17 protein-coding genes and 1 pseudogene are annotated in these 19,280 nt (G+C 55.0%); 11 read left to right on the top strand and 7 right to left on the bottom strand.

Annotated elements, in window-relative coordinates:
- Positions 1 to 104 precede the first annotated feature (104 nt).
- The gene (locus ACR0AJ_RS05330) at positions 105 to 272 is read left to right on the top strand and encodes a hypothetical protein (protein WP_480740286.1); all 168 of its coding nucleotides are present in this window, start codon (positions 105 to 107) and stop codon (positions 270 to 272) included.
- A 176-nt stretch (positions 273 to 448) separates the two neighbouring features.
- Here the strand turns inward: ACR0AJ_RS05330 and ACR0AJ_RS05335 are convergent, their stop codons facing one another.
- A complete protein-coding gene (locus ACR0AJ_RS05335; RefSeq protein WP_480740288.1) occupies positions 449 to 946 on the bottom strand; it encodes a hypothetical protein in 498 nt (165 codons plus the stop codon).
- A 546-nt stretch (positions 947 to 1,492) separates the two neighbouring features.
- Between ACR0AJ_RS05335 and ACR0AJ_RS05340 the strand changes: the two genes are divergently transcribed.
- Positions 1,493 to 3,991 (top strand): arylsulfatase, encoded by a 2,499-nt coding sequence (locus ACR0AJ_RS05340; RefSeq protein WP_480740289.1) that lies wholly within the window; start codon positions 1,493 to 1,495, stop codon positions 3,989 to 3,991.
- Between the two features lie 355 nt (positions 3,992 to 4,346).
- On the opposite strand, the gene ACR0AJ_RS05345 is transcribed toward ACR0AJ_RS05340, so the two are convergent.
- Genes ACR0AJ_RS05345 through ACR0AJ_RS05360 form a run of 4 tightly spaced genes read right to left on the bottom strand, consistent with a single transcriptional unit; the run spans position 4,347 to position 6,044 of the window.
- Positions 4,347 to 5,108, bottom strand: a complete 762-nt coding sequence (locus ACR0AJ_RS05345) for a site-specific integrase (RefSeq protein ID WP_480740290.1) — start codon at positions 5,106 to 5,108, stop codon at positions 4,347 to 4,349.
- 14 nt (positions 5,109 to 5,122) lie between these two features.
- On the bottom strand, positions 5,123 to 5,650 hold the full coding sequence (locus ACR0AJ_RS05350) for a DUF6538 domain-containing protein (RefSeq protein ID WP_480740291.1): 528 nt from the start codon (positions 5,648 to 5,650) through the stop codon (positions 5,123 to 5,125).
- Between the two features lie 36 nt (positions 5,651 to 5,686).
- On the bottom strand, positions 5,687 to 5,878 hold the full coding sequence (locus tag ACR0AJ_RS05355; RefSeq protein WP_170347774.1) for a hypothetical protein: 192 nt from the start codon (positions 5,876 to 5,878) through the stop codon (positions 5,687 to 5,689).
- Positions 5,871 to 6,044: a hypothetical protein gene (locus ACR0AJ_RS05360; protein WP_170347773.1), complete on the bottom strand. Its 174-nt coding sequence runs from the start codon at positions 6,042 to 6,044 to the stop codon at positions 5,871 to 5,873. The genes ACR0AJ_RS05355 and ACR0AJ_RS05360 overlap by 8 nt, the downstream gene beginning before the upstream one ends.
- Positions 6,045 to 6,301: 257 nt before the next feature.
- Here ACR0AJ_RS05360 and ACR0AJ_RS05365 point away from each other — a divergent pair, with 257 nt between their 5' ends.
- The 3 genes from ACR0AJ_RS05365 to ACR0AJ_RS05375 all read left to right on the top strand — a co-directional run bounded on the left by ACR0AJ_RS05365 (position 6,302) and on the right by ACR0AJ_RS05375 (position 11,802).
- Positions 6,302 to 7,684 (top strand): amidase family protein, encoded by a 1,383-nt coding sequence (locus tag ACR0AJ_RS05365; RefSeq protein WP_170347772.1) that lies wholly within the window; start codon positions 6,302 to 6,304, stop codon positions 7,682 to 7,684.
- A 237-nt stretch (positions 7,685 to 7,921) separates the two neighbouring features.
- Positions 7,922 to 9,844: a DUF3604 domain-containing protein gene (locus ACR0AJ_RS05370; protein WP_480645948.1), complete on the top strand. Its 1,923-nt coding sequence runs from the start codon at positions 7,922 to 7,924 to the stop codon at positions 9,842 to 9,844.
- A gap of 782 nt (positions 9,845 to 10,626) precedes the next feature.
- A complete protein-coding gene (locus ACR0AJ_RS05375; RefSeq protein ID WP_480740293.1) occupies positions 10,627 to 11,802 on the top strand; it encodes a hypothetical protein in 1,176 nt (391 codons plus the stop codon).
- Between the two features lie 166 nt (positions 11,803 to 11,968).
- On the opposite strand, the gene ACR0AJ_RS05380 is transcribed toward ACR0AJ_RS05375, so the two are convergent.
- Complete coding sequence (locus ACR0AJ_RS05380) at positions 11,969 to 12,343, bottom strand: hypothetical protein (RefSeq protein ID WP_170347768.1); 375 nt, start codon at positions 12,341 to 12,343, stop codon at positions 11,969 to 11,971.
- A 544-nt stretch (positions 12,344 to 12,887) separates the two neighbouring features.
- A complete protein-coding gene (locus tag ACR0AJ_RS05385) occupies positions 12,888 to 13,490 on the bottom strand; it encodes a helix-turn-helix domain-containing protein (protein ID WP_170347767.1) in 603 nt (200 codons plus the stop codon).
- A 146-nt stretch (positions 13,491 to 13,636) separates the two neighbouring features.
- Between ACR0AJ_RS05385 and glyA the strand changes: the two genes are divergently transcribed.
- From glyA to gcvT, 6 genes and pseudogenes are all read left to right on the top strand, one after another.
- Positions 13,637 to 14,890, top strand: a complete 1,254-nt coding sequence (gene glyA, locus ACR0AJ_RS05390; RefSeq protein ID WP_480645944.1) for a serine hydroxymethyltransferase — start codon at positions 13,637 to 13,639, stop codon at positions 14,888 to 14,890.
- A gap of 11 nt (positions 14,891 to 14,901) precedes the next feature.
- Positions 14,902 to 16,281: a dihydrolipoyl dehydrogenase gene (gene lpdA / locus ACR0AJ_RS05395; RefSeq protein ID WP_425081143.1), complete on the top strand. Its 1,380-nt coding sequence runs from the start codon at positions 14,902 to 14,904 to the stop codon at positions 16,279 to 16,281.
- A gap of 14 nt (positions 16,282 to 16,295) precedes the next feature.
- Positions 16,296 to 17,240 carry a lipoyl synthase gene (gene lipA, locus ACR0AJ_RS05400; RefSeq protein ID WP_170374142.1) on the top strand — a complete coding sequence of 315 codons (945 nt, stop codon included), beginning with the start codon at positions 16,296 to 16,298 and terminating at the stop codon, positions 17,238 to 17,240.
- Positions 17,241 to 17,265: 25 nt separating this feature from the next.
- Positions 17,266 to 18,636, top strand: coding sequence for an alanine/glycine:cation symporter family protein (locus ACR0AJ_RS05405; protein ID WP_170374140.1), 1,371 nt, complete (start codon positions 17,266 to 17,268; stop codon positions 18,634 to 18,636).
- Positions 18,637 to 18,718: 82 nt separating this feature from the next.
- The gene (locus tag ACR0AJ_RS05410; protein ID WP_170347762.1) at positions 18,719 to 19,141 is read left to right on the top strand and encodes a universal stress protein; all 423 of its coding nucleotides are present in this window, start codon (positions 18,719 to 18,721) and stop codon (positions 19,139 to 19,141) included.
- A gap of 16 nt (positions 19,142 to 19,157) precedes the next feature.
- A pseudogene (gene gcvT / locus ACR0AJ_RS05415) lies at positions 19,158 to 19,280 on the top strand (glycine cleavage system aminomethyltransferase GcvT); the annotation flags it as partial.

The following is a 19,280-nucleotide window of genomic DNA, read 5'->3' on the forward strand; positions in this document are numbered from 1 at the left end:
TAAGCGTCTTTGCTGTGTGACCGTCTGGTGAACGCGATCTGGCGACGCTCGGATGATCTATGTTGCGCTGCAGTGGCAGCGGAACGTCAAAAGAGCAACTCATCGTGTCGAGTAAACTTGTGATCGGCGCCATAGTCGGTGGCAAAACTCCGATTGCTTTTGACGCAGCGGTTTCCGAAAACGGCCAATGCCTCAACCGCTGCGAATGTCCGCTCTGCCCCGCGTTGCGTCAGTTCGACGGCAAGCAGATCAGTGCCGAGCTACTGAGTTGAAGGAATAAAAAGCTCGCCGGCTCACATGCTTTTTACTTCAGCACAACCAGATTAAACCCGGTTGAATAGTGTCTACAATTACTTGGTGCTTGTTGTGGGGCGCAGTCGTCGCAACCGCAAGAAAATCGGAATCCAGAACAACATCCAGATAGAGAACTTACGTGTGAGCACCCAGCTTAGCGGTTTGCCAACAGTTGCTCTGGAAAAACCGCTAAGCTGGTCAGAAAATGACAAGTCATCCACTGAAACTGGATAATACTTCTCTGGGTCGCCAGGTGAAACTTAATGTACGCAACCATCTCACTTTTTGTGCGCTCGATATAATTTAGATTCCAAATATATCCCCACTTCTTGTCCCATTTTGAGTTCAGAAGCTCCGTGTAAGTCGGCGACATAGTCAAAGATTCCGCGTTGCGGCAGCGCTCATCGACACTCTTGTCCAACACCGATACCGTTACCCGTACGCTTTCGAATGAAGCGGAAACTGTATTGTCAGCGTTAAAGGTCAGCTCTTTGAGAGGAATACGAGGCAGCCCTATAACCTGCGTGGCCTTATCCACACCCTTGAGTACCGTTGAATCTTGGAACTTGGCGTATCCTGCGTCAGCTTCGACTACGACCTCCACTCTATCGAACGTTAAGCCAGAAGTATTCTGAAGAAACAGCTGCGACATCGGTGTTTCCGAATTCGAGACATGGCTTGTCTCCAAGTGCCTGTCGTCGTTCCATGTTCTGAAGAGCTGGCTGGGGTGGTAGGAATCTTTGCCGTCCGATGAAACCTAAGAGCTTTTCCAACCGGCGGCCGAAACTGGGGCGGTTCCGGGGCATTTCGGGAGGGAACACGGGGCATGCCTGACCGCTAGAGAGGTCGTTAACCCGTGCCGACAAGTGCTGACGAGACCGCTAGATCGACCGTTCACTGGCGCTGACTGGACCGCTGACGACTGGTTCCGGGTGCTGACGGGTGGTCGCTGGTGCTAGCTGGTTGGGGCTGTTGAGTGGCGGAGGGCTCGTTCAATCCAAGTGCTGCGAACGACTGGTCTGAGCCCATAGCGGTCGCAAAAAAAATTGCCGTGCCAAGGAAATCTAGTGCTACACATAGAACATTCTTGAATATGAATATCACTACGGGATTTGGTCTAGCGCGGCACTGAAACCCGAAACCGACGGAAATAAAGTTGACCGCAATCCCGTGTGTCAATGTGGAGGGAGGGTTAGAAATGCCTGCAACCAATAGATTGAAGCTAACTGTAGCAGTATTGGTCTCATTCGTTTCCACTACCGAAATGGCGCTATCCCAATCGCAAGTGGGTTCTCCAGACGGAACCACCACAATTGATGGCAGGCAATTGCCTCCGGAACCTTCGGTGTTTGGAGGAAAAATCGAGGAGCAAGCGACCAATTCAACCCCTTGGTGGCCGCCGCGTGTCGTGCCACCTGAGAACGCGCCAAATATCCTCCTCATCATGTTGGATGATGCTGGGTATGGTATTCCTAGTACTTTTGGCGGCGTCATCCCGACTGATACGATGGATGAATTGGCAAAAGAGGGTTTGAGTTTTACGAATATCTATTCGACCGCACTTTGTTCACCGACCAGGGCAGCCTTGATGACAGGCCGCAATCATCACTCGGTCGGGTTCGGAGTGATTTCGGAATCTTCGACCGGGTATCCCGGCTACAACAGTATTATTCCAGACAACAAAGCCACTATCGGGAGGATACTTTCAGACAATGGCTACGCCACTTCATGGTTTGGAAAAAATCATAACACCCCAGCATTTGCAGCGAGCCAGGCTGGTCCATTTGACAAATGGCCGACTGGTTTAGGTTTCGAGTACTTTTATGGGTTTGTTGGTGGAGACGCGAACCAATGGCAGCCGAACCTATATCGAAACACCACCCCGATTTACCCGTTTGAAGGTGATCCTGAGTGGAACCTGATCACTGGAATGGCCGACGATGCGATTGACCACATTTCGCGGTTGCACCAAATCGAGCCAAGTAAGCCATTCTTTGTCAAATATGTTCCCGGTGCAACGCATGCGCCTCACCACCCGACCAAAGAGTGGGTCGAGAAGATCGAGGCGATGAACCTGTTTGATGGGGGGTACGAAGCACTTAGGCAGACAATTTTTGAGAACCAGAAAGAGTTGGGGCTTGTCCCGCAAGATGCAACGTTGTCGCCTTGGCCCGCAGACAAAATCAAGCCGTGGGATCAATTGACAGACGACGAGAAAAAACTCTTCGTGCGGCAGGTGGAAGTGTTCGCCGCCTATGCGGCTTATACAGACCATGAAATTGGGCGTGTGATTGACGCAATAGAGAACCTTGGAAAACGTGACAACACGCTGATCTTCTACATCAACGGTGACAATGGCACCTCGGCTGAGGGTGGTCCAATGGGGACACCGAACGAGGTGGCTTGGTTCAATGGTATCGCAGAGATGCCTGCAAAAACACAGTTGCAGTGGTACGATGCCTGGGGAACCGAAGAGACCTACAACCACATGTCGGCAGGATGGTCCTGGGCTTTTGATACTCCGTTTGACTACTTCAAGCAGAACGCAAACAGGCTTGGCGGCATCCGACAGAACATGGTGGTGGCATGGCCTGACGGAATCGCAGACAAAGGCGGTCAGCGAGATCAGTTCATGCATGTAATCGACGTCGTGCCGACGATCCTAGAAGTCACCGGAATTGATGCACCGTTGGAAGTCGACGGGATTGTTCAATCTCCAATTGAAGGCACCAGCTTTGCATATACTTTCGATGAGAGGAACAAGGATGCACCGAGCCGTCACCGAACTCAGTACTTTGAAATGATGGGACAATGGGCTTTGTATCACGAAGGTTGGTTACTGAGCACCAAAGTAAACCGGATGCCATGGGAAACGCCAAAGACGCCAAACCCTGACCCATTGAACAATCAAGTGCTCGAGCTTTACGATCTAACCACGGATATGAATCAAAGAAATGATCTGGCGGCGCAGCACCCAGAGAAGATCGAAGAACTGAAGGCTATATTTATAGAAGAAGCAAATAAGTATCAGGTCTTCCCGATGGATGCCTCGGTCACGTCCAGAATTTCATTGCCTCGGCCAAGCATTGCGGCGGGACGAAAGGAGTTCGTTTATGTCCGGCCAATGACTGGGGTTCCTCAGGGAGATTCCCCAAGTATTCTTAACAGCTCGTACACCATTACAGCAGAGATAGATGTGCCCGAAGGTGGTGCTGAAGGCATGATTTTGACATCAGGCGGCCGCTTTGCCGGTTATGGTTTCTACCTACTTGATGGCAAGCCAGTCTTTCTCTGGAATATGTTGAATCTCGAACGGATCAAATGGGAAGGCAAAGAAGCCTTGGCACCCGGAAAGCACACTCTGGAGTTTGACTTCAAATATGACGGCCTCGGACCAGAAACCCTCGCATATGGAAGCACCAGTGGTTTAGGTCAGGGTGGCAGCGGGACGCTGAAAGTCGATGGCGAAGTCGTAGCAACCCAAAAGATGAAGAACACTATTCCCACCACCCTTCAGTGGGACGAGGCGTTTGACATAGGTTCTGATACATTGACTGGCGTTAACGACGACGACTACCAACCACCGTTCCCACTAACCGCGAAACTGGAAAAGCTAACGATAAAAATCGACCGGCCCCAGTTGAGTCAAGCCGACATTCAAAAGCTCGAAGACGCGATGCAAAGAGCAAGCGACTAGTTGGCTCAGTGGGTCGAAAGGTTGCCTACTTGCTTGAGTCGGCAGCGGAAAACCGGATGGTATATTTGTCCGCTTCGTCCGCAGAACGGTCATTCAGCCAACCCTCAACCAACGCCCGCTTCTGAAAAAAGAAAACAAAGTGAGCTTCCCCCGGCAACCCGCTTAGGGCCGCCGAGGGTTAGTTGTCAGGGTGGCCTTCGGTGGACGACATAGTCAGCCAGCCACTGCCAGTAGGCTTCCGCATCCCAGAACCCTTGAGCCCGAGCCGCCAGATTTTCCGCTGCCTTACGGGTGCAGCCGCCATCGTATTCGGCAATTGCTGCTCGCTCCTCGAACGCTTCAATGTCCGGGAAAGTCATGTCGGGAGTTGGATCTGATCGACGATCGACCGACGCTGCTCATCACTGATGCCAGCCGAGTAGATGCCATAGGTGATCCCGTTCTCTGACCGTGCCGATTGGTGGCCGACCAGAGATGCCGTGAAAGGCTCAAGAACACCTGTTCGCTCGCACTGGGTGATGAACCACTTGCGGGTCGAGTGAAACACCAGTCCCGGTCGTTCCAAGTCCAACCTTCGTCTCAGTCTCGCAAACCCCTTGGTGACATGCGCCACGGTCAGGTCAGGAAACAGAGGGCCATGGCTAGGCAACTGCCGGAACGTCTCATCCAGCGCCGGGTGAACCGGAACCAACCGTTCGGCAGCGTCGGTCTTCAGCAGTCGCAGTTCATTGGGTTGAACATGAAAGAAGCAACCGAGGTTGCCCTTGGTCACGAGGTCTTCCCGGAGCAGCCCGACCGCTTCCCCCGCGCGCATTCCTGATAGTAGACAGGTCAGCAGAACCGGATGCAGGTCGCGGTCCTTGGCTCCCAGCAACCGCGACACTTCATCGTCAGTCGGAACTGCATAGGGTTGAGGACGTATCTTCCGGGCGAACAGAACGGTTCGGAAGGGGTTAACTTCCAGATGCCCCTCATAAACAACCCAGTCGAGGAAGTGATTGACCTGCGACCAGATACGCCGCTGGGTTCTGGCCGTTATGGTTACCGACCCACGAGACGAGTACGCGACCAGTTGGTCCAGGGTCAGCCCACAGGTTCGTTCCGACTTGCCGATCATCGGAGACAGTTGGGCTATTGCGGACAGGAAGTCCCGCCCGTCATCCCGTGTCGGGCTGCAAACAGACTGGCCACCAAAGCGACTAGTGAATACCCGACAGAGTATCGGATCGATTTGAACCCGCTGGGTCGTAGTTCGTTACTGCGCTTGTTCAGATAGGCCCGGCTCAGGTCACGAACCGGCACTTTCACCGGCGATGATGGCCTGATGAACTTAGACCGCTCGAGATTGCATCCAGAGTCCTCCAGAGTGGCCCGGAGACGGACGAGAGACGACTCCGGTTGATCGATCCAATCAGGAACGTCAGCGGTGTTCTCCGGTGCAGAGAGGACGTCTTCTGCCTGCGACCGAACCTGTTCCACCAGCGTCTCGAACCGCGCATTGACTTCGGCGGCTCGGACACGGGCGGTGTTACGATCTCCGGTCTTGAGGCTCTGCATCAACGCCTGAGTGCCCAGCGCGAGAGCAACGTCAACGGGATAGTTGCGTCTATACAGCCACGTATAGCCCTTCAGATAGGCATAGCGAATATGAGCAGACATAGGTCTCCTCCTTTCAGATTTAGGATTGGGATGGGTTCAGGTGTCTGAGACGATCCGCAGGATCATCTCGAGGGCTGGTTCGCCGTAAGAACCAGCCAGTGGGCCGGTGACAGCAAAGCCGGTCACGCAGTCTTCAAACACCTCATCCACGCGGAACAGATGTTCAGGAACGTCATCGAAGGCCCGGACGACCACGACGTCGCCGGGGTTTAGCTCCAGTTCAGTCATCGTCGCCTCCATGTCTCCACGTCCAGAGAACCGCCAGCAGAACCAGCGCCGAGACAGCGGGATGAGACCGAGCAACCACCCAGAGCATCGTCGTCAGGACAGCCTTGGGCGGTGGGTGCAAAAGAAAACCCCCAACGAGAACGCCGAGGGCAGACAGGTACTTCATGGATCAAACTCCTGCAGTTGCTTCTTTATTTAGATGCAGGAAGTTGCTCGGTTTTTAGGGGAGCGGATATTCAAGCATTCTGGACGAGTTTCCGTCAGGCGAACGAAGTTGCCGTTTGCAGCATTCGCAAAAACCTAGCCCATTCTATGAAGCATCTACGCGTTTGAGTGAATTCCCGTCGAACAGTTTGGTGCTGACCGGAGAATCGACGAATATAAACTTCAGACGCATTCATAACTTTGGTACGTTTTCAGCAGATGTCCGGCTCTATTGTTGAAAAAGCAAATCAGGTTCGCAGCGGATCGCTCTCGGCGGTTTCGCTCGTCGAGCAGGCGTTTGATGAGATGGCTTCCAACAGTGAAATCAACGCTTTCATTTCATATGACCGGGACAAGGCCTTGGCAGACGCGAGGCGGGTGGATCTGTTGATTGGCTCTGGCGGCAACACCGGGCGATTGGCGGGTATACCGCTCGCTATCAAGGACAATATCGATGTTGAAGGGTATCGGACCACAGCAGGCACCCCGAGTATCAATTATGTTGCCTCGAAGTCGGCCCCGATTGTCTCCCGCCTGACATCCGAGGGTGCAATTGTTATTGGCAAAGCGAACATGCACGAACTTGCCTTTGGGGTGACGTCTAACAACGCAGCGTTTGGTGCCGTTCGAAACCCCGCCGATCTTACCCGCATCCCGGGCGGGTCATCAGGTGGAACCGCTGCAGCGATTGCGTCCGGGATCGTTTTGGGTGGGCTCGGAACCGATACCGCGGGTTCGATCAGGGTTCCCGCCGCACTGACAGGCGTGGCTGGGTTTCGACCCTCGACGTCGCTGATAGATATGAACGGCATTGTCCCTTCTGTCCCGACGTTTGACGTTGCAGGCCCCATGGCGACAACCGTTGGAGACGTTGCGTATCTGTTTTCAATTATGACTCATCAAACAATGCCTGAACCTCGTGACCTGCGAGGTCTGCGCCTGGGTTTAGTAAAAGACTACATGGTGAACCTTTCGCCCCATGTGTCTCGCGCTGTCAGCGATGCTTTCGCAAAACTCGAACAGGCTGGCGTTACCCTGATCGAAGTCGAAATATCGCCGATAAGCGCGGCATCTTTCGAAGTGGGGTTCTCCGCTGGTTTTTACGAAATGAAAAATGCAATGGCTGCTTGTCTGGCGCAAAAGCAACCAAACACAACATTGCAGGACATGGTCGACAAGATCGCTAGCAAGGACGTCAAGAACACGTATGTCAATTCGGTCTTGGGTGACGACGCGCCATCAGAGACTACTTATCGTGAGGCAATCGCCAGGATTGATGGGATCAGACAGATTTATCTAAGGCTGTTTGAGGAATTTGGACTCGATGCCCTGATCTTTCCGACTGCACCACTTGAAGCCCCCCCAATTGAGGGATCTGATGCGGCCGTTTTCCTGAACGGTGAATATGTGCCTATATTGCCTGTTTTCATGCGAAACGTTGCTGCAACCGGGGTCTATGGTGCTCCGGGAATATCAATCCCCCTGAGTGCATCAGAAAGGGATCATCTACCTGTGGGGTTGGAACTTGACGGGCGCCCGGAGGCTGACCTCGATCTGCTTAGTATTGCGAAAGCGGTTGAAGCTGCTCTGTTGAGTGCCTAAGATTTTGGAGAACAGAAAACGTGTTCGTAACCTTGTACCCACCCACTTAACATCCTTGATGATCTGTTATTCGCTCCTCAGCAAAGACGCAAAAGGGCTCACACCGGTCAACCGACGCTTTCTATCGGGCTTGTGGTCTGTCCCGACATGACCAGCGCCGGCTGTGCGGACTTAGCAAACCTTCAAACTCAGTCGAAATAACTTCCCGAGCAGAGTTATGCTATGGTGCCTTCAATTATGGAGGAAAAATTGTTTCGCTATGTTTTGCCGGCAGCTCTCATTCTGGGGAGCCCAGTCCTAGCTCAGGATGCAATAAATCCGTCAGGCCTTTCAGGCCCTTCCGGTCGACCTTATTCACCTTACGCCGAACGTGCGTATCCAACTCAAGTCTATTTTGGTGACACTCACGTTCACACTGGTCTTTCCGGGGATGCTGGTGGGGGCGGTACGCGCCTCATGCCTCATGATGCCTATCGGTTTGCGCATGGCGAAGAAGTTGTGTCGAACACGGGGCAACCTGTAAAGTTGTCGAGGCCTCTCGATTTCTTCATAATTACAGATCATTCGGATGCTATGGGTGCGATTACCGATATCATCGGAGGTGCTCCCAATATCTTGGCAGATGAGCAAGGCAGATATTTCCATGAAGAATTCAATAAGGGCGGAGAAGCCGCTCTAGCGGCTGCGCTTGAGCTTACAGCCGCGTTTGCGCAAGGACAGGTTTCCCCTGCGCTGAACTATCAACCAGGCAACCCTGCGTATGCCCGTGTTTGGGACGAAATTATCGATGCCGCGGAAGAGTACAATGATCCGGGCGTGTTCAGCACCTTTATTGCCTATGAATGGACATCTCTCGTCGCAGGGAACAATTTGCACCGAAATGTGATCTTTCGCGATGGCCCTGAGCTCACAAGACAGATACTGCCTTATACAACAACGCCACCTGTGGGCTCACCTAACCCTCGTGATCTTTGGAAGTGGTTGGAGAACTATGAACAAACGACAGGCGGGCGTGTTCTTGCTATTCCACATAATGGGAACTTGTCTAACGGCTGGATGTTCCCGTTAGTCGATGACTTCGCGGATGGTGTGCCGTTAGACCCCGCATACGCAGAAGCGCGAAACAAATGGGAAAGACTATACGAACCAACGCAGATTAAGGGAGATGGTGAGGCCCACCCGTTCCTATCACCTGACGATGAATTTGCTGACTTCGAAACATGGGATTACGGCAATCTGGATGCTTCGGTTCCGAAAGAGCCAGAAATGTTGCCCGGTGAATACGCTCGATCCGGGTTACTTCGAGGCTTATCTTTGGAAAAGGCTTTGGGAGTAAACCCTTTCAAGTTTGGCCTGGGTGGGGCTAGTGACACACACACAGGTTTAACGGCTCCAGATAACGACAATTTCTTCGGGAAGTTTACCGGTTACGAGCCCAGCGAAGAGCGCAGCCAACATGTCAGTAAGACCTATGCTGACGGGACTGTTGCGCTGCTTTCGTCGCAATACATTACTGGTGGTTTGACAGCTGTGTGGGCGCAGGAGAATTCCCGAGAAGCCATTTGGGATGCGATGCATCGGCGTGAAACCTACGCAACTACAGGACCTCGAATGCGCGTCCGTATGTTCGGAGGATTTTCTTTTGCCGAAGAAGATGCCCTACGGCGCGACTTGGCGCTTGTGGGATACAGCAAAGGGGTGCCGATGGGTGGTGATCTTTACCCCGGTGAAGGCGCACCTTCCTTTCTAGTATATGCGCTTCGTGATCCGATGGGAGCAAACCTGGATCGAATCCAGATCATAAAGGGCTGGTTAGATGCAGATGGAGAGCAACGGGAAAAAGTCTACGACGTGGCCTGGTCTGGTTCCCGCGAACCAGATGCCGCTGGCAAGTTGCCGTCGGTAGGCACCACAGTGGACCTTTCTATCCCCTCGTGGACCAACACAATTGGAGCCTCTGAGCTGGGAACCGTGTGGGAAGACCCGGATTTCGATCCCTCGGAAAGCGCATTTTATTATGCCCGGGTTATGGAAATTCCGACCCCTCGCTGGACGGCGTATGATGCAGTGAAGTTCGGAATAGACATGCCGGATGGCGTCCAATTAACAACACAGGAACGGGCCTACACTTCGCCGATTTGGTACTCGCCACAACAATAATTCGATTTACGATGTCGGTCGGGTATGGGCTCGTTGCGGACGTTGACAGCAATCCGCTCGAACGATCGCCCCAGCCCCACCAAAGCCCACCCAACCGCCAGCACCAGCGACTACCCGTCAGCACCCGGAACCAGTCGTCAGCGGTCCAGTCAGCGCCAGTGAACGGTCGATCTAGCGGTCTCGTCAGCACTTGTCGGCACGGGTTAACGACCTCTCTAGCGGTCAGGCATGCCCCGTGTTCCCTCCCGAAATGCCTCGGAACCGCCCCAGTTTCGGCCGCCGGTTGGAAAAGCTCTTAGGTTTCATCGGACGGCAAAGATTCCTACCACCCCAGCCACATGCTTCAAAAAATCCAAGAAAATAAGAGCTTTACAGAGTCCCTGAAAAACGATGTGTCACAGCCATCCGAAACTGTGACACATAGTGTAACACATGCCGATGCGCGCTATGCCCGCAAGCGCGCCGACTCGTCCCACCGAAAACCCAAGCTCTGCGCCGGCCCCTACCTTATGAGAAGGGGCCGGTATTTCTATTTCCGCAAGCGCCTACGCAGAAGCTTATCAAACCCTCAAACAAACTCATTTCTCTGTTTTTCGTTGCGAACCGATCTCCCGCGCGACGCCGTGATGTGAGCCGCAAGGCTCTTCACGGTCTGCGAGCAAAAGGAGATCGAAATCGTGGACACGCTGAATACAACTGCCCTGCCCCCTGCCGACGCCAAGGCCCTGCTGAATGAAGCCCTCCGGGTGGAGTTGTCCCGGATCCTGGCCGAGTAGAACAGCATGGGTAGTCTGTCCAAGGAAGATGTGGACGAATGCATTGAAAAACTCGAAGCTGAAAACAAGAAACTGCGCCGCGCCGCCAGGCGCGGAAATTGGGAGGGAGTTAAAGAGCTGCTTAAAAAAGCCAGTGAAATGATATCGCTTGCCTTGCCGAATCCGCTCTCGCCGGACCTCGGTCGCCAGGCCATTTCGCTCAAGCGGCGCATTAACGATGTCGAGAGTGACGTAGCCGATGGCGACGATGCGCGGACTGCCAGCCGTGAACTGCTCAAAGAACATGGTATCGAGGATTTCGACGGCTTCGTTCAGGAGCCCGTTCTTCTCTCACACGCTTGGGGCCAGACCCCGGAAAAACCATCCAACCCCGTCAATGCAGGGCAACATCAATGCCCTAGAAAAGCTGACGCTGGAATTCTTCGGCGATATTCCCGTCTCGGCGATCACGAGGAACGGCAAAAAGAGTTCTTTGCTTGGGAAGCCCGACTACCCCGCACCCAAGGTCGTAGTCACGGTAAGAACCGCTTTAACAAAGAAGGAAAGATAATCTCGAAGGCGACCGAGATCTCTGCAGCTGATGCTCATGACCTCCTGGTGACCGAAGAGATCAGGGGGCGAGACGATATCTCGGTTGCAGAAAAGCGGGTGATCCTGGCCGATAACCTGGTTCCACGCCGCACCATAACGACTATCAAGCGAGATCGGGATGGGCGGAATCGTATGTTCAAGAGTGCCAAGAACCTCGGCATCAATCCTCCAGAGGCGTTGTCCCATAAAGAGGTCGAAGGGCACATCGCGGCGCAGGCCCCGAATGATGAGCTCTATGTACGCGTGACCATGCCCAAGATCCAAATACCCTGGACCGAAGAACGCCTGGCAAAGTTCCTGACGTCGCCGATTTTCACCGGCTGTCTTTCGGCCCATCGCCGGTGGAAACGAGGCAAGCTTATCATCCGGGATGCGACCTACTGGGTTCCGCTTATCGTTCTTACAATCGGCTCTCGGATTGAGGAAATCCTCCTGCTCAAATGCAGCGATATCCGGTATCGCAATGGCGATTATTGCTTTGCCATCGGGACAGGGCCGGAACAACCGGGTAAGCGCGGCCACAGCTGCCAATGCGGCCTGGTGCACCCCTTCACCCGCGCGTTCCAAAAAAACAGAATGAATCGTGTCTAGCCCGCGCCTTGGCGAAACTTACTACATCCTCGGGCGCCTAGTCTGGATTAGGAGCTTCGCCACTGAGCCGCGCCTTTGCCCAAAAGAACACATTGTATTCGCTTAGTTTATCCCTTGCCTCTTTCTATTGTTTCTTGCCGTCTTCCGTGGTCGGCTGGGGAGGCACTTATGCAATCTCCGACATGCCCTCAGTGTCAGGCTTAGAAAAAATTTGATAGCTGGTGCTTTCGACCATTCGTGCCCACTCTTCGGCATTGCGCCTGACAGCCTCGATATGCTCGACGTTGCCAAATTCCTCATTGAAATAAATCGGCAGGTGATGTTCGTACCCGGCAATCTTTGATTTGAAGGCGTCGCGCAGCTCATCCGAGGCCGAAAACAAAGCTATAGGAGCCATGCTTTGTAGGGTGCGAGTCTTGTGGGTTCTCTCATCAAGATATTTTAGCGCCTCGCGTTCTTTGTCGGTCGTACCTTGCAGTGGATCTATGCCCATCAAGTTTAGTCCACGTCCAAACTCCTGAGCTTGCCGGTTGATGTCCATGTCCCAAATCCTAAAATTCGCGATGAAGGGAAGACTGACTTCGGAGACATGCTGAGTCTAAAGTATTTTCGAGGCAGCAACGCCAACGGCCGCGACACTTTCGCTCCCTTCCAAAACCTGCCTGATGAGGGCGTCGGGGTTTTCACCGGCATCAATCTTCTTATGAGCCCAATAGGAAAGCACCAAATATGCGCTTTCAATGGGCTGAGGGCCAAGAGAACCACGCGACCATAAGTACGTGTTTCTCCCTCCTCAAAACTCTTGCTCGCCCCACGGAAATTCAAGCTTCAGCGGTATTGGGGTTCCGGAATCGCGGTTTGGTAACGAATGTGTTTGACGCCAACTAAACGAAGTTGACTGCATAGATTGTTCTTAAACCGCGACAGCAAAGGATCACAGCAGGTTTTAGCGGTCTATCCCAAGACGTCTGATCTCAATATTGAAACTTCCACAAACTGGGTTTTTAGTTCTTCTGTGCGCGAAACCCAAGCCACACCGGAAAGGTGATAAACTGCGGTAACGCCAAGTTTCCCAGGTACACGACCTATTCCAACGACACCCAAAGAACCTGCGCGTCTTCTTCACTGGTCGACACACAGCCATGCCCCATGCTGCTGTCATAATACAGCGAATCACCCGCTTTCATCGGCAGAGGGCGGTAGTGTTCCGAGATGAAAATCAACTCGCCGCTCAGCACGTACATGAATTCTTCGCCCGAATGTCGGATCCAGGGGTCAAACTCAGAGATATCGCGGGCCCGTATCGTGGCCACATAGGGCAGCATGCGTTTGCTTGTCAGATCCGAACACAGCAATTCGTGCAAATAGGTGGCGGTTTCCCTGAACTCACCCTGCCCCTTAGCGGTATAGTCCCGCCGACCGTTTATGCCTGACTGACCCGATTGAAGAAAAAGTTGCGGAGGGTTCATATCCAGCGCCTGTGTCAACCGCCGCACGATCTCAAAGCTGGGTTTGGTTTGATTGTTTTCGATCTTCGACAGGGTCGATCGCCCGATACCTGCTGCACGCCCGGCCTCTTCCAGAGTCCAGCCCTTTTCCCGTCGCGCGTCGCGGATGGAACGCCCCAAGGCCGCCCCTTCATCCAGTTCTTCGGGTGTAACCCCTTCGTTTCTTTGGTCTTCGCCCATGAAAATCTCCCCGTTCTTTCCAGCTTACATATTCCCTTAGTCGCACGCAACTTCACGAATAAGAGATTTATGTTGCCTTAAGGGAATCAATTCCACTATAGGAAACATAGTTTCGAACCGGAGATTCGAAATCAGAGGAGATGACCATGTTCAAAACGTCGCTTACACAGGCCGATCCGACCATTGCTGCATCGATTGCACGCGAGGGCGCCCGTCAGGCCGAACAGATCGAACTGATCGCATCTGAAAACATCGTCTCTCAGGCTGTGATTGACGCTCAGGGCTCGGTTCTGACCAACAAATATGCCGAAGGGTATCCCGGCCGCCGCTATTATGGCGGATGTGAATATGTGGATGAGGTCGAGCAGGAAGCCATCGACCGGTTGAAGCAGCTGTTTGGCTGCGAATTTGCGAATGTGCAGCCCCATTCGGGCGCCCAGGCCAATGGCGCGGTCAAGCTAGCGCTGCTCAGCCCCGGTGACACCATTCTGGGCATGTCGTTGGACGCGGGCGGTCACCTGACCCATGGCGCGAAACCGGCGCAATCCGGCAAATGGTTCCGTCCGATCCAATATGGTTTGACCGATGCGGGGCTGATCGACTATGATCAGGTCGAAGCACTGGCCAAGGCCGAAAAGCCCCAGTTGATCATTGCAGGCGCGTCGGCCTATTCACAGAAAATCGACTTTGCCCGCTTCCGCGCGATTGCGGATGAGGTTGGCGCCTGGTTGCTAGCCGACATGGCGCATATCGCCGGTCTGGTTGCAACCGGCCTGCACCCTTCTCCCGTCGGGCACGCTCATATCGTGACATCGACCACGCATAAAACCCTGCGCGGTCCGCGCGGTGGCATCATCCTGACCAATGACGAAGCGCTGGCGAAAAAGATCAACTCAGCCGTATTCCCCGGTTTGCAGGGCGGCCCGCTGATGCATGTGATCGCCGGTAAGGCCGTCGCTTTCGGTGAGGCTCTGAAACCCGAATTCAAAGAGTACATGCAGCGCGTCGTCGACAGTGCCTCGGCTCTGGCCAACGTTATGATGGCACGTGGCTGCGACATCGTCTCGGGCGGCACGGAAAACCACCTGATGCTGGTGGATCTGCGCCCGGTTGGCGTAACCGGTAAAGACGCCGAAGCCGCGCTGGAACGCGCTGGCTTTACCTGCAACAAAAACAGCGTGCCCGGTGACCCCGAGAAACCCACCATCACCAGCGGTATTCGTCTGGGTACTGCGGCCGGTTGCAGCCGGGGCTTTGGCCCCGAGGAATTCAAGCAGATCGGCCATCTGATCGGTGACGTTCTGGACGCGCTGGCGCAGAACCCGGGCGGAGACGAAGCCGTTGAAAAAGCAACCCGTGAAAAAGTGCGCGCCCTGTGCGCAAGCCACCCGATCTACTGAAAGTTAGCGTCATGACCTACGATCTGATTGTCATCGGGGGCGGACCTGGCGGCTATGTCGCTGCGATCCGCGCGGCTCAGCTGGGACTGAAAGTGGCCTGCGTCGAAGGGCGCGGGGCACTTGGCGGGACCTGTCTGAATGTGGGGTGCATCCCCTCCAAAGCGTTGCTGACCTCCTCGGCCAAGTATGCCGAACTTGCACATCTCTCCTCCCACGGCATTGCGGTCGAGGGGGCCAGCATCGACGTACCCGCGATGATGGGGCGTAAGGACAAGATCGTAGGCGACCTGACCAAAGGCATCGCGTTTCTGTTCAAGAAAAACGGGGTCGACCATATCGATGGCTGGGCCAGCATCCCCTCTGCCGGACAGGTCAAGGTCGGCGATGATGTCTATCAAGCGAAAAACATTCTGATCGCCACCGGCTCGGAACCGACCTCGCTGCCGGGGATCGAGATCGACGAGCAGGACATCCTCAGTTCGACCGGTGCGATTGCATTGGAGAGCGTACCGGACCATCTGGTCGTGATCGGCGCAGGTGTGATTGGGCTGGAACTGGGGCAGGTTTGGTCCCGTCTGGGCGCAAAGGTTACCGTGGTCGAGTATCTGGACCGCGTTCTACCCGGCATTGATGGTGAAATCGCCAAGCTGGCACAACGCGCACTGTCCAAGCGCGGGTTGAAATTCCAGCTGGGTCGTGCGCTGAAAACGGTCGAAAAGACCGATACCGGTCTGGTGCTGACCGTTGATCGCGTCGGCAAAGACAAAGAAGAAGTGATCGAGGCTGATAAGGTCCTGATCGCTGTGGGCCGCCGCCCTGTCACCCGTGGGCTGGGCCTGGAGGAGCTGGGCGTTACAGTAAGTCAGCGCGGCTTCATCGAGGTGGATGGGACGTTCCAGACCTCGGTTCCCGGCATTTACGCCATCGGCGACTGCGTGCCCGGTCCGATGCTGGCGCACAAGGCCGAAGAAGACGGCGTCGCCTGCGTGGAAACTCTCGCAGGACAAGCTGGCCATGTCGATTACAACACCGTGCCGGGGGTCGTGTATACCGACCCCGAGGTCGCTTCGGTCGGTCTGACCGAAGAAGCGCTGAAAGAGGCTGGCACCGAGTATTCGGTTGGCAAGTTCGCCTTCATGGCCAACTCGCGCGCCCGTTCGACCGGCGACACCGACGGCGCAGTCAAGGTTCTGGCGGACCCAAGCGGCAAAATCCTGGGCGCCCACATCTGTGGCGCCCACGGAGGAGACCTGATTGCCGAGTTGGTTCTGGCCATGACCAAAGGCGCAACCGTCGCCGAGGTCGCTGCCACTTGTCATGCACACCCAGCCATGGGCGAGGCGGTCAAAGAAGCCTGCCTTGACGCCATGGGCCGCGCAATCCACGCCTAAGAGGGACCTGCCAGATGACCATCCAGCTTCGCCCCCGCCACCCTGAAAAGGCCAAGAAGGCAGACAGTGTCATCCCGCGTAAGCCCAAGTGGATTCGCAAGAAAAAGGGCGACAGCGCCGAGTATTACGAAACCCGTCGTCTGATGCGCGAGCACAATCTGGCGACCGTCTGCGAAGAGGCCGCCTGCCCCAATATCGGCGAATGCTGGTCCAAACGTCACGCCACCATGATGATCATGGGCGAGATCTGCACCCGCGGTTGCTCCTTCTGCAACGTGGCCACGGGACGTCCCGATGCATTGGACGCATTTGAACCGGGCCGCGTCGCAGCGGCGGTCAAAAAGCTGGGCCTGCGCCATGTGGTGATCACATCCGTGGACCGGGACGATCTGGCTGATGGCGGGGCCGAACATATCGCTCAGACCATTAGGGCCGTCCGCCACCAAAACCCAGGCACAACGGTCGAGGTTCTTACCCCCGATTTTCTAGGTAAAGGCGACGCGGCGGATGTCGTGTTCCAGGCTGCCCCAGACGTCTTCAACCACAATTTGGAAACCGTTCCACATCTGTATCCGTCCGTTCGCCCCGGCGCGCGCTACTATACCTCGCTGCGGCTGCTGGACGATGCCAAGCGCGCCAACCCCGAGATCTTCACCAAATCCGGCTTGATGGTCGGGTTGGGAGAAACCCTAAACGATGTTCGCCAGGTGATGGATGACCTGCGCGCGGCTCAGGTCGATTTCCTGACGGTCGGGCAATACCTGCAACCGACCGCGAAACACCACCCGATTGATCGTTTTTGGTCTCCGGACGAATTCGCCCAACTGGAGCAAATCGCGCGCTCCAAGGGCTTTCTGCACGTGTCAGCAACCCCGCTGACCCGTTCGTCGTTCCATGCGGACGAAGACTTTGCCGCCCTCAAGCAAGCCCGCCAACGGGCTATCGCCACCGGGGCATAATCCAAACGCAAATGGGAGGGAAACCATGGAAGCGTTAAATTCAATCGTAGGGGCCATCAATGGCGTCGTGTGGGGGCCGCTCATGCTGGTTCTCATTCTTGGCGTCGGCTTCTTCTTGCAGGTGGGGCTGAAATTCATGCCGATCCTGCGCATCGGCACTGGCTTTAAGCTGTTGTTCGCAGGCCGCGAAGGTCAGGGTGACGGTCAGATCAGCCCGTTCAACGCGCTGATGACGTCGCTGTCGGCGACCATCGGTACGGGTAACATCGCCGGTGTGGCCACTGCTGTCTTCCTGGGCGGTCCGGGCGCATTGTTCTGGATGTGGATGACCGCCCTGGTGGGCATGGCCACCAAATATGCCGAAGCCGTTTGCGCGGTGAAGTATCGCGAGAAGGACGAGCTGGGCAATTTTGTTGGCGGCCCGATGTACTACATCAAGAACGGTCTGTCGTCGAATTGGCACTGGCTGGGTTGGGCCTTCGCCCTATTCGGTGCCATTGCTGCCTTCGGCATCGGTAACGGTGTACAAGCAAACGGTGTGGCACAAGTTCTGGAATCGAATTTCGGCGTGAATACCTCGATCACCGGAATTGTTCTGATGGTCCTGACCGCCGCCGTTATCCTGGGTGGCATTACCCGCATCGGTGCGGTTGCCGGTAAGCTGGTTCCGGCCATGGCGATCGCTTACATCGTCGCTGGCCTGTTGGTTCTGATCATCAACATTGGCGAAATCGGTAACGCCCTGTCGCTGGTCTTTACCTACGCCTTCACCCCATCTGCCGCTGAAGGCGGTTTTGCAGGTGCAGCTGTCTGGGCCGCCATCCGCTTTGGTGTGGCACGTGGCGTGTTCTCCAACGAAGCCGGTCTGGGTTCCGCTCCGATTGCACACGCAGCGGCCGAAACCAAAGGTCCGGTCAATCAGGGCCTGATCGCGATGCTGGGTACGTTCATCGACACCATCATCGTCTGCTCGATCACTGGTCTAGCAATCATCTCGACGGGCGCATGGACCTCGGGTGAATCGGGCGCGGCTCTGACGTCGCTGGCATTTGCAACCTCTCTGCCGGGTGGTGGTCACCTGATCGCAATCGCGCTGTCGATTTTTGCCTTCACTACCATCCTTGGCTGGTCGTTCTATGGCGAGAAATGTGTTGAGTTCCTGCTGGGCGTTAAATCCCTGCTGCCCTACCGCATCCTTTGGATCGTTGCGATCTATTTCGGTGCGACTGCAGATCTGGGCTTTGTCTGGCTGCTGGCGGATACGCTGAACGCCATGATGGCCATCCCGAACCTGATCGCTCTGGCATTGCTGAGCCCGATCGTCTTCAAACTGACGAAAGAGTTCTTTGCCTCGAACGGTCAGTCCGAAGAACCGGGCGGCTCACCTGCCGAATAACTTCGGCACTGACAAAATAAAACGGGGGGCCAACCCGGCCCCCCGCCTTTGAAACAAATTTTCTATCTCGAGGAGAGACGTGATGGCCACGAAAATCCTGCTGCCGATTGATCACACTGACGACCGCTCGTGGAAACTGGCTTTGCCGGTCGCTTTGGAACAGGCAAAATTCTATGGTGCCGAACTGCACACGGTCGCCGTCATCCCCGAGATCATCCAGTTGCCGAACCTACCCGCCAACTATGGCGCAGGCGCCAAAGACCACGTGCGGGGTGCGGTTCAGGCCATACTGGATCATGCCAATGCCTCTGATGTGCCGGTGCATGTCGAAGAAGGCAGCGTCTACCGCGAAATTCTGAAGCTTGCCTATAAGGACGGCTTTGATCTGATCGTCATGGCGTCGACCAAAGGCGATTTCCCGAACTATGAGATTGGCCCGAACCTGGCCCGTGTTGTGCGCAACGCGCATTGCACCGTCATGGTTGTCCGTGACCAGTCCCGTTGATTGAAAGGCTACAGCTATGACTGACTTAAAACGCACTCCTCTCTACGATCTCCATGTTGAGTTGGGAGGCAAGCTGGTTGATTTTGCGGGTTGGGAGATGCCTGTTCAGTATCCGCTGGGGATCATGGGTGAGCATAAG

This window comes from Ruegeria sp. CJ9, assembly GCF_056536625.1.

Bases quoted from the DNA above. Each gene is read 5' to 3' on its own strand.
- ACR0AJ_RS05335 (WP_480740288.1), bottom strand. From the start codon at position 946: ATGTCGCAGCTGTTTCTTCAGAATACTTCTGGCTTAACGTTCGATAGA.
- ACR0AJ_RS05340 (WP_480740289.1), top strand. From the start codon at position 1,493: ATGCCTGCAACCAATAGATTGAAGCTAACTGTAGCAGTATTGGTCTCA.
- ACR0AJ_RS05345 (WP_480740290.1), bottom strand. From the start codon at position 5,108: ATGATCGGCAAGTCGGAACGAACCTGTGGGCTGACCCTGGACCAACTG.
- ACR0AJ_RS05350 (WP_480740291.1), bottom strand. From the start codon at position 5,650: ATGTCTGCTCATATTCGCTATGCCTATCTGAAGGGCTATACGTGGCTG.
- ACR0AJ_RS05355 (WP_170347774.1), bottom strand. From the start codon at position 5,878: ATGACTGAACTGGAGCTAAACCCCGGCGACGTCGTGGTCGTCCGGGCC.
- ACR0AJ_RS05360 (WP_170347773.1), bottom strand. From the start codon at position 6,044: ATGAAGTACCTGTCTGCCCTCGGCGTTCTCGTTGGGGGTTTTCTTTTG.
- ACR0AJ_RS05365 (WP_170347772.1), top strand. From the start codon at position 6,302: ATGTCCGGCTCTATTGTTGAAAAAGCAAATCAGGTTCGCAGCGGATCG.
- ACR0AJ_RS05370 (WP_480645948.1), top strand. From the start codon at position 7,922: ATGGAGGAAAAATTGTTTCGCTATGTTTTGCCGGCAGCTCTCATTCTG.
- ACR0AJ_RS05375 (WP_480740293.1), top strand. From the start codon at position 10,627: ATGGGTAGTCTGTCCAAGGAAGATGTGGACGAATGCATTGAAAAACTC.
- ACR0AJ_RS05380 (WP_170347768.1), bottom strand. From the start codon at position 12,343: ATGGACATCAACCGGCAAGCTCAGGAGTTTGGACGTGGACTAAACTTG.
- ACR0AJ_RS05385 (WP_170347767.1), bottom strand. From the start codon at position 13,490: ATGGGCGAAGACCAAAGAAACGAAGGGGTTACACCCGAAGAACTGGAT.
- glyA (WP_480645944.1), top strand. From the start codon at position 13,637: ATGTTCAAAACGTCGCTTACACAGGCCGATCCGACCATTGCTGCATCG.
- lpdA (WP_425081143.1), top strand. From the start codon at position 14,902: ATGACCTACGATCTGATTGTCATCGGGGGCGGACCTGGCGGCTATGTC.
- lipA (WP_170374142.1), top strand. From the start codon at position 16,296: ATGACCATCCAGCTTCGCCCCCGCCACCCTGAAAAGGCCAAGAAGGCA.
- ACR0AJ_RS05405 (WP_170374140.1), top strand. From the start codon at position 17,266: ATGGAAGCGTTAAATTCAATCGTAGGGGCCATCAATGGCGTCGTGTGG.
- ACR0AJ_RS05410 (WP_170347762.1), top strand. From the start codon at position 18,719: ATGGCCACGAAAATCCTGCTGCCGATTGATCACACTGACGACCGCTCG.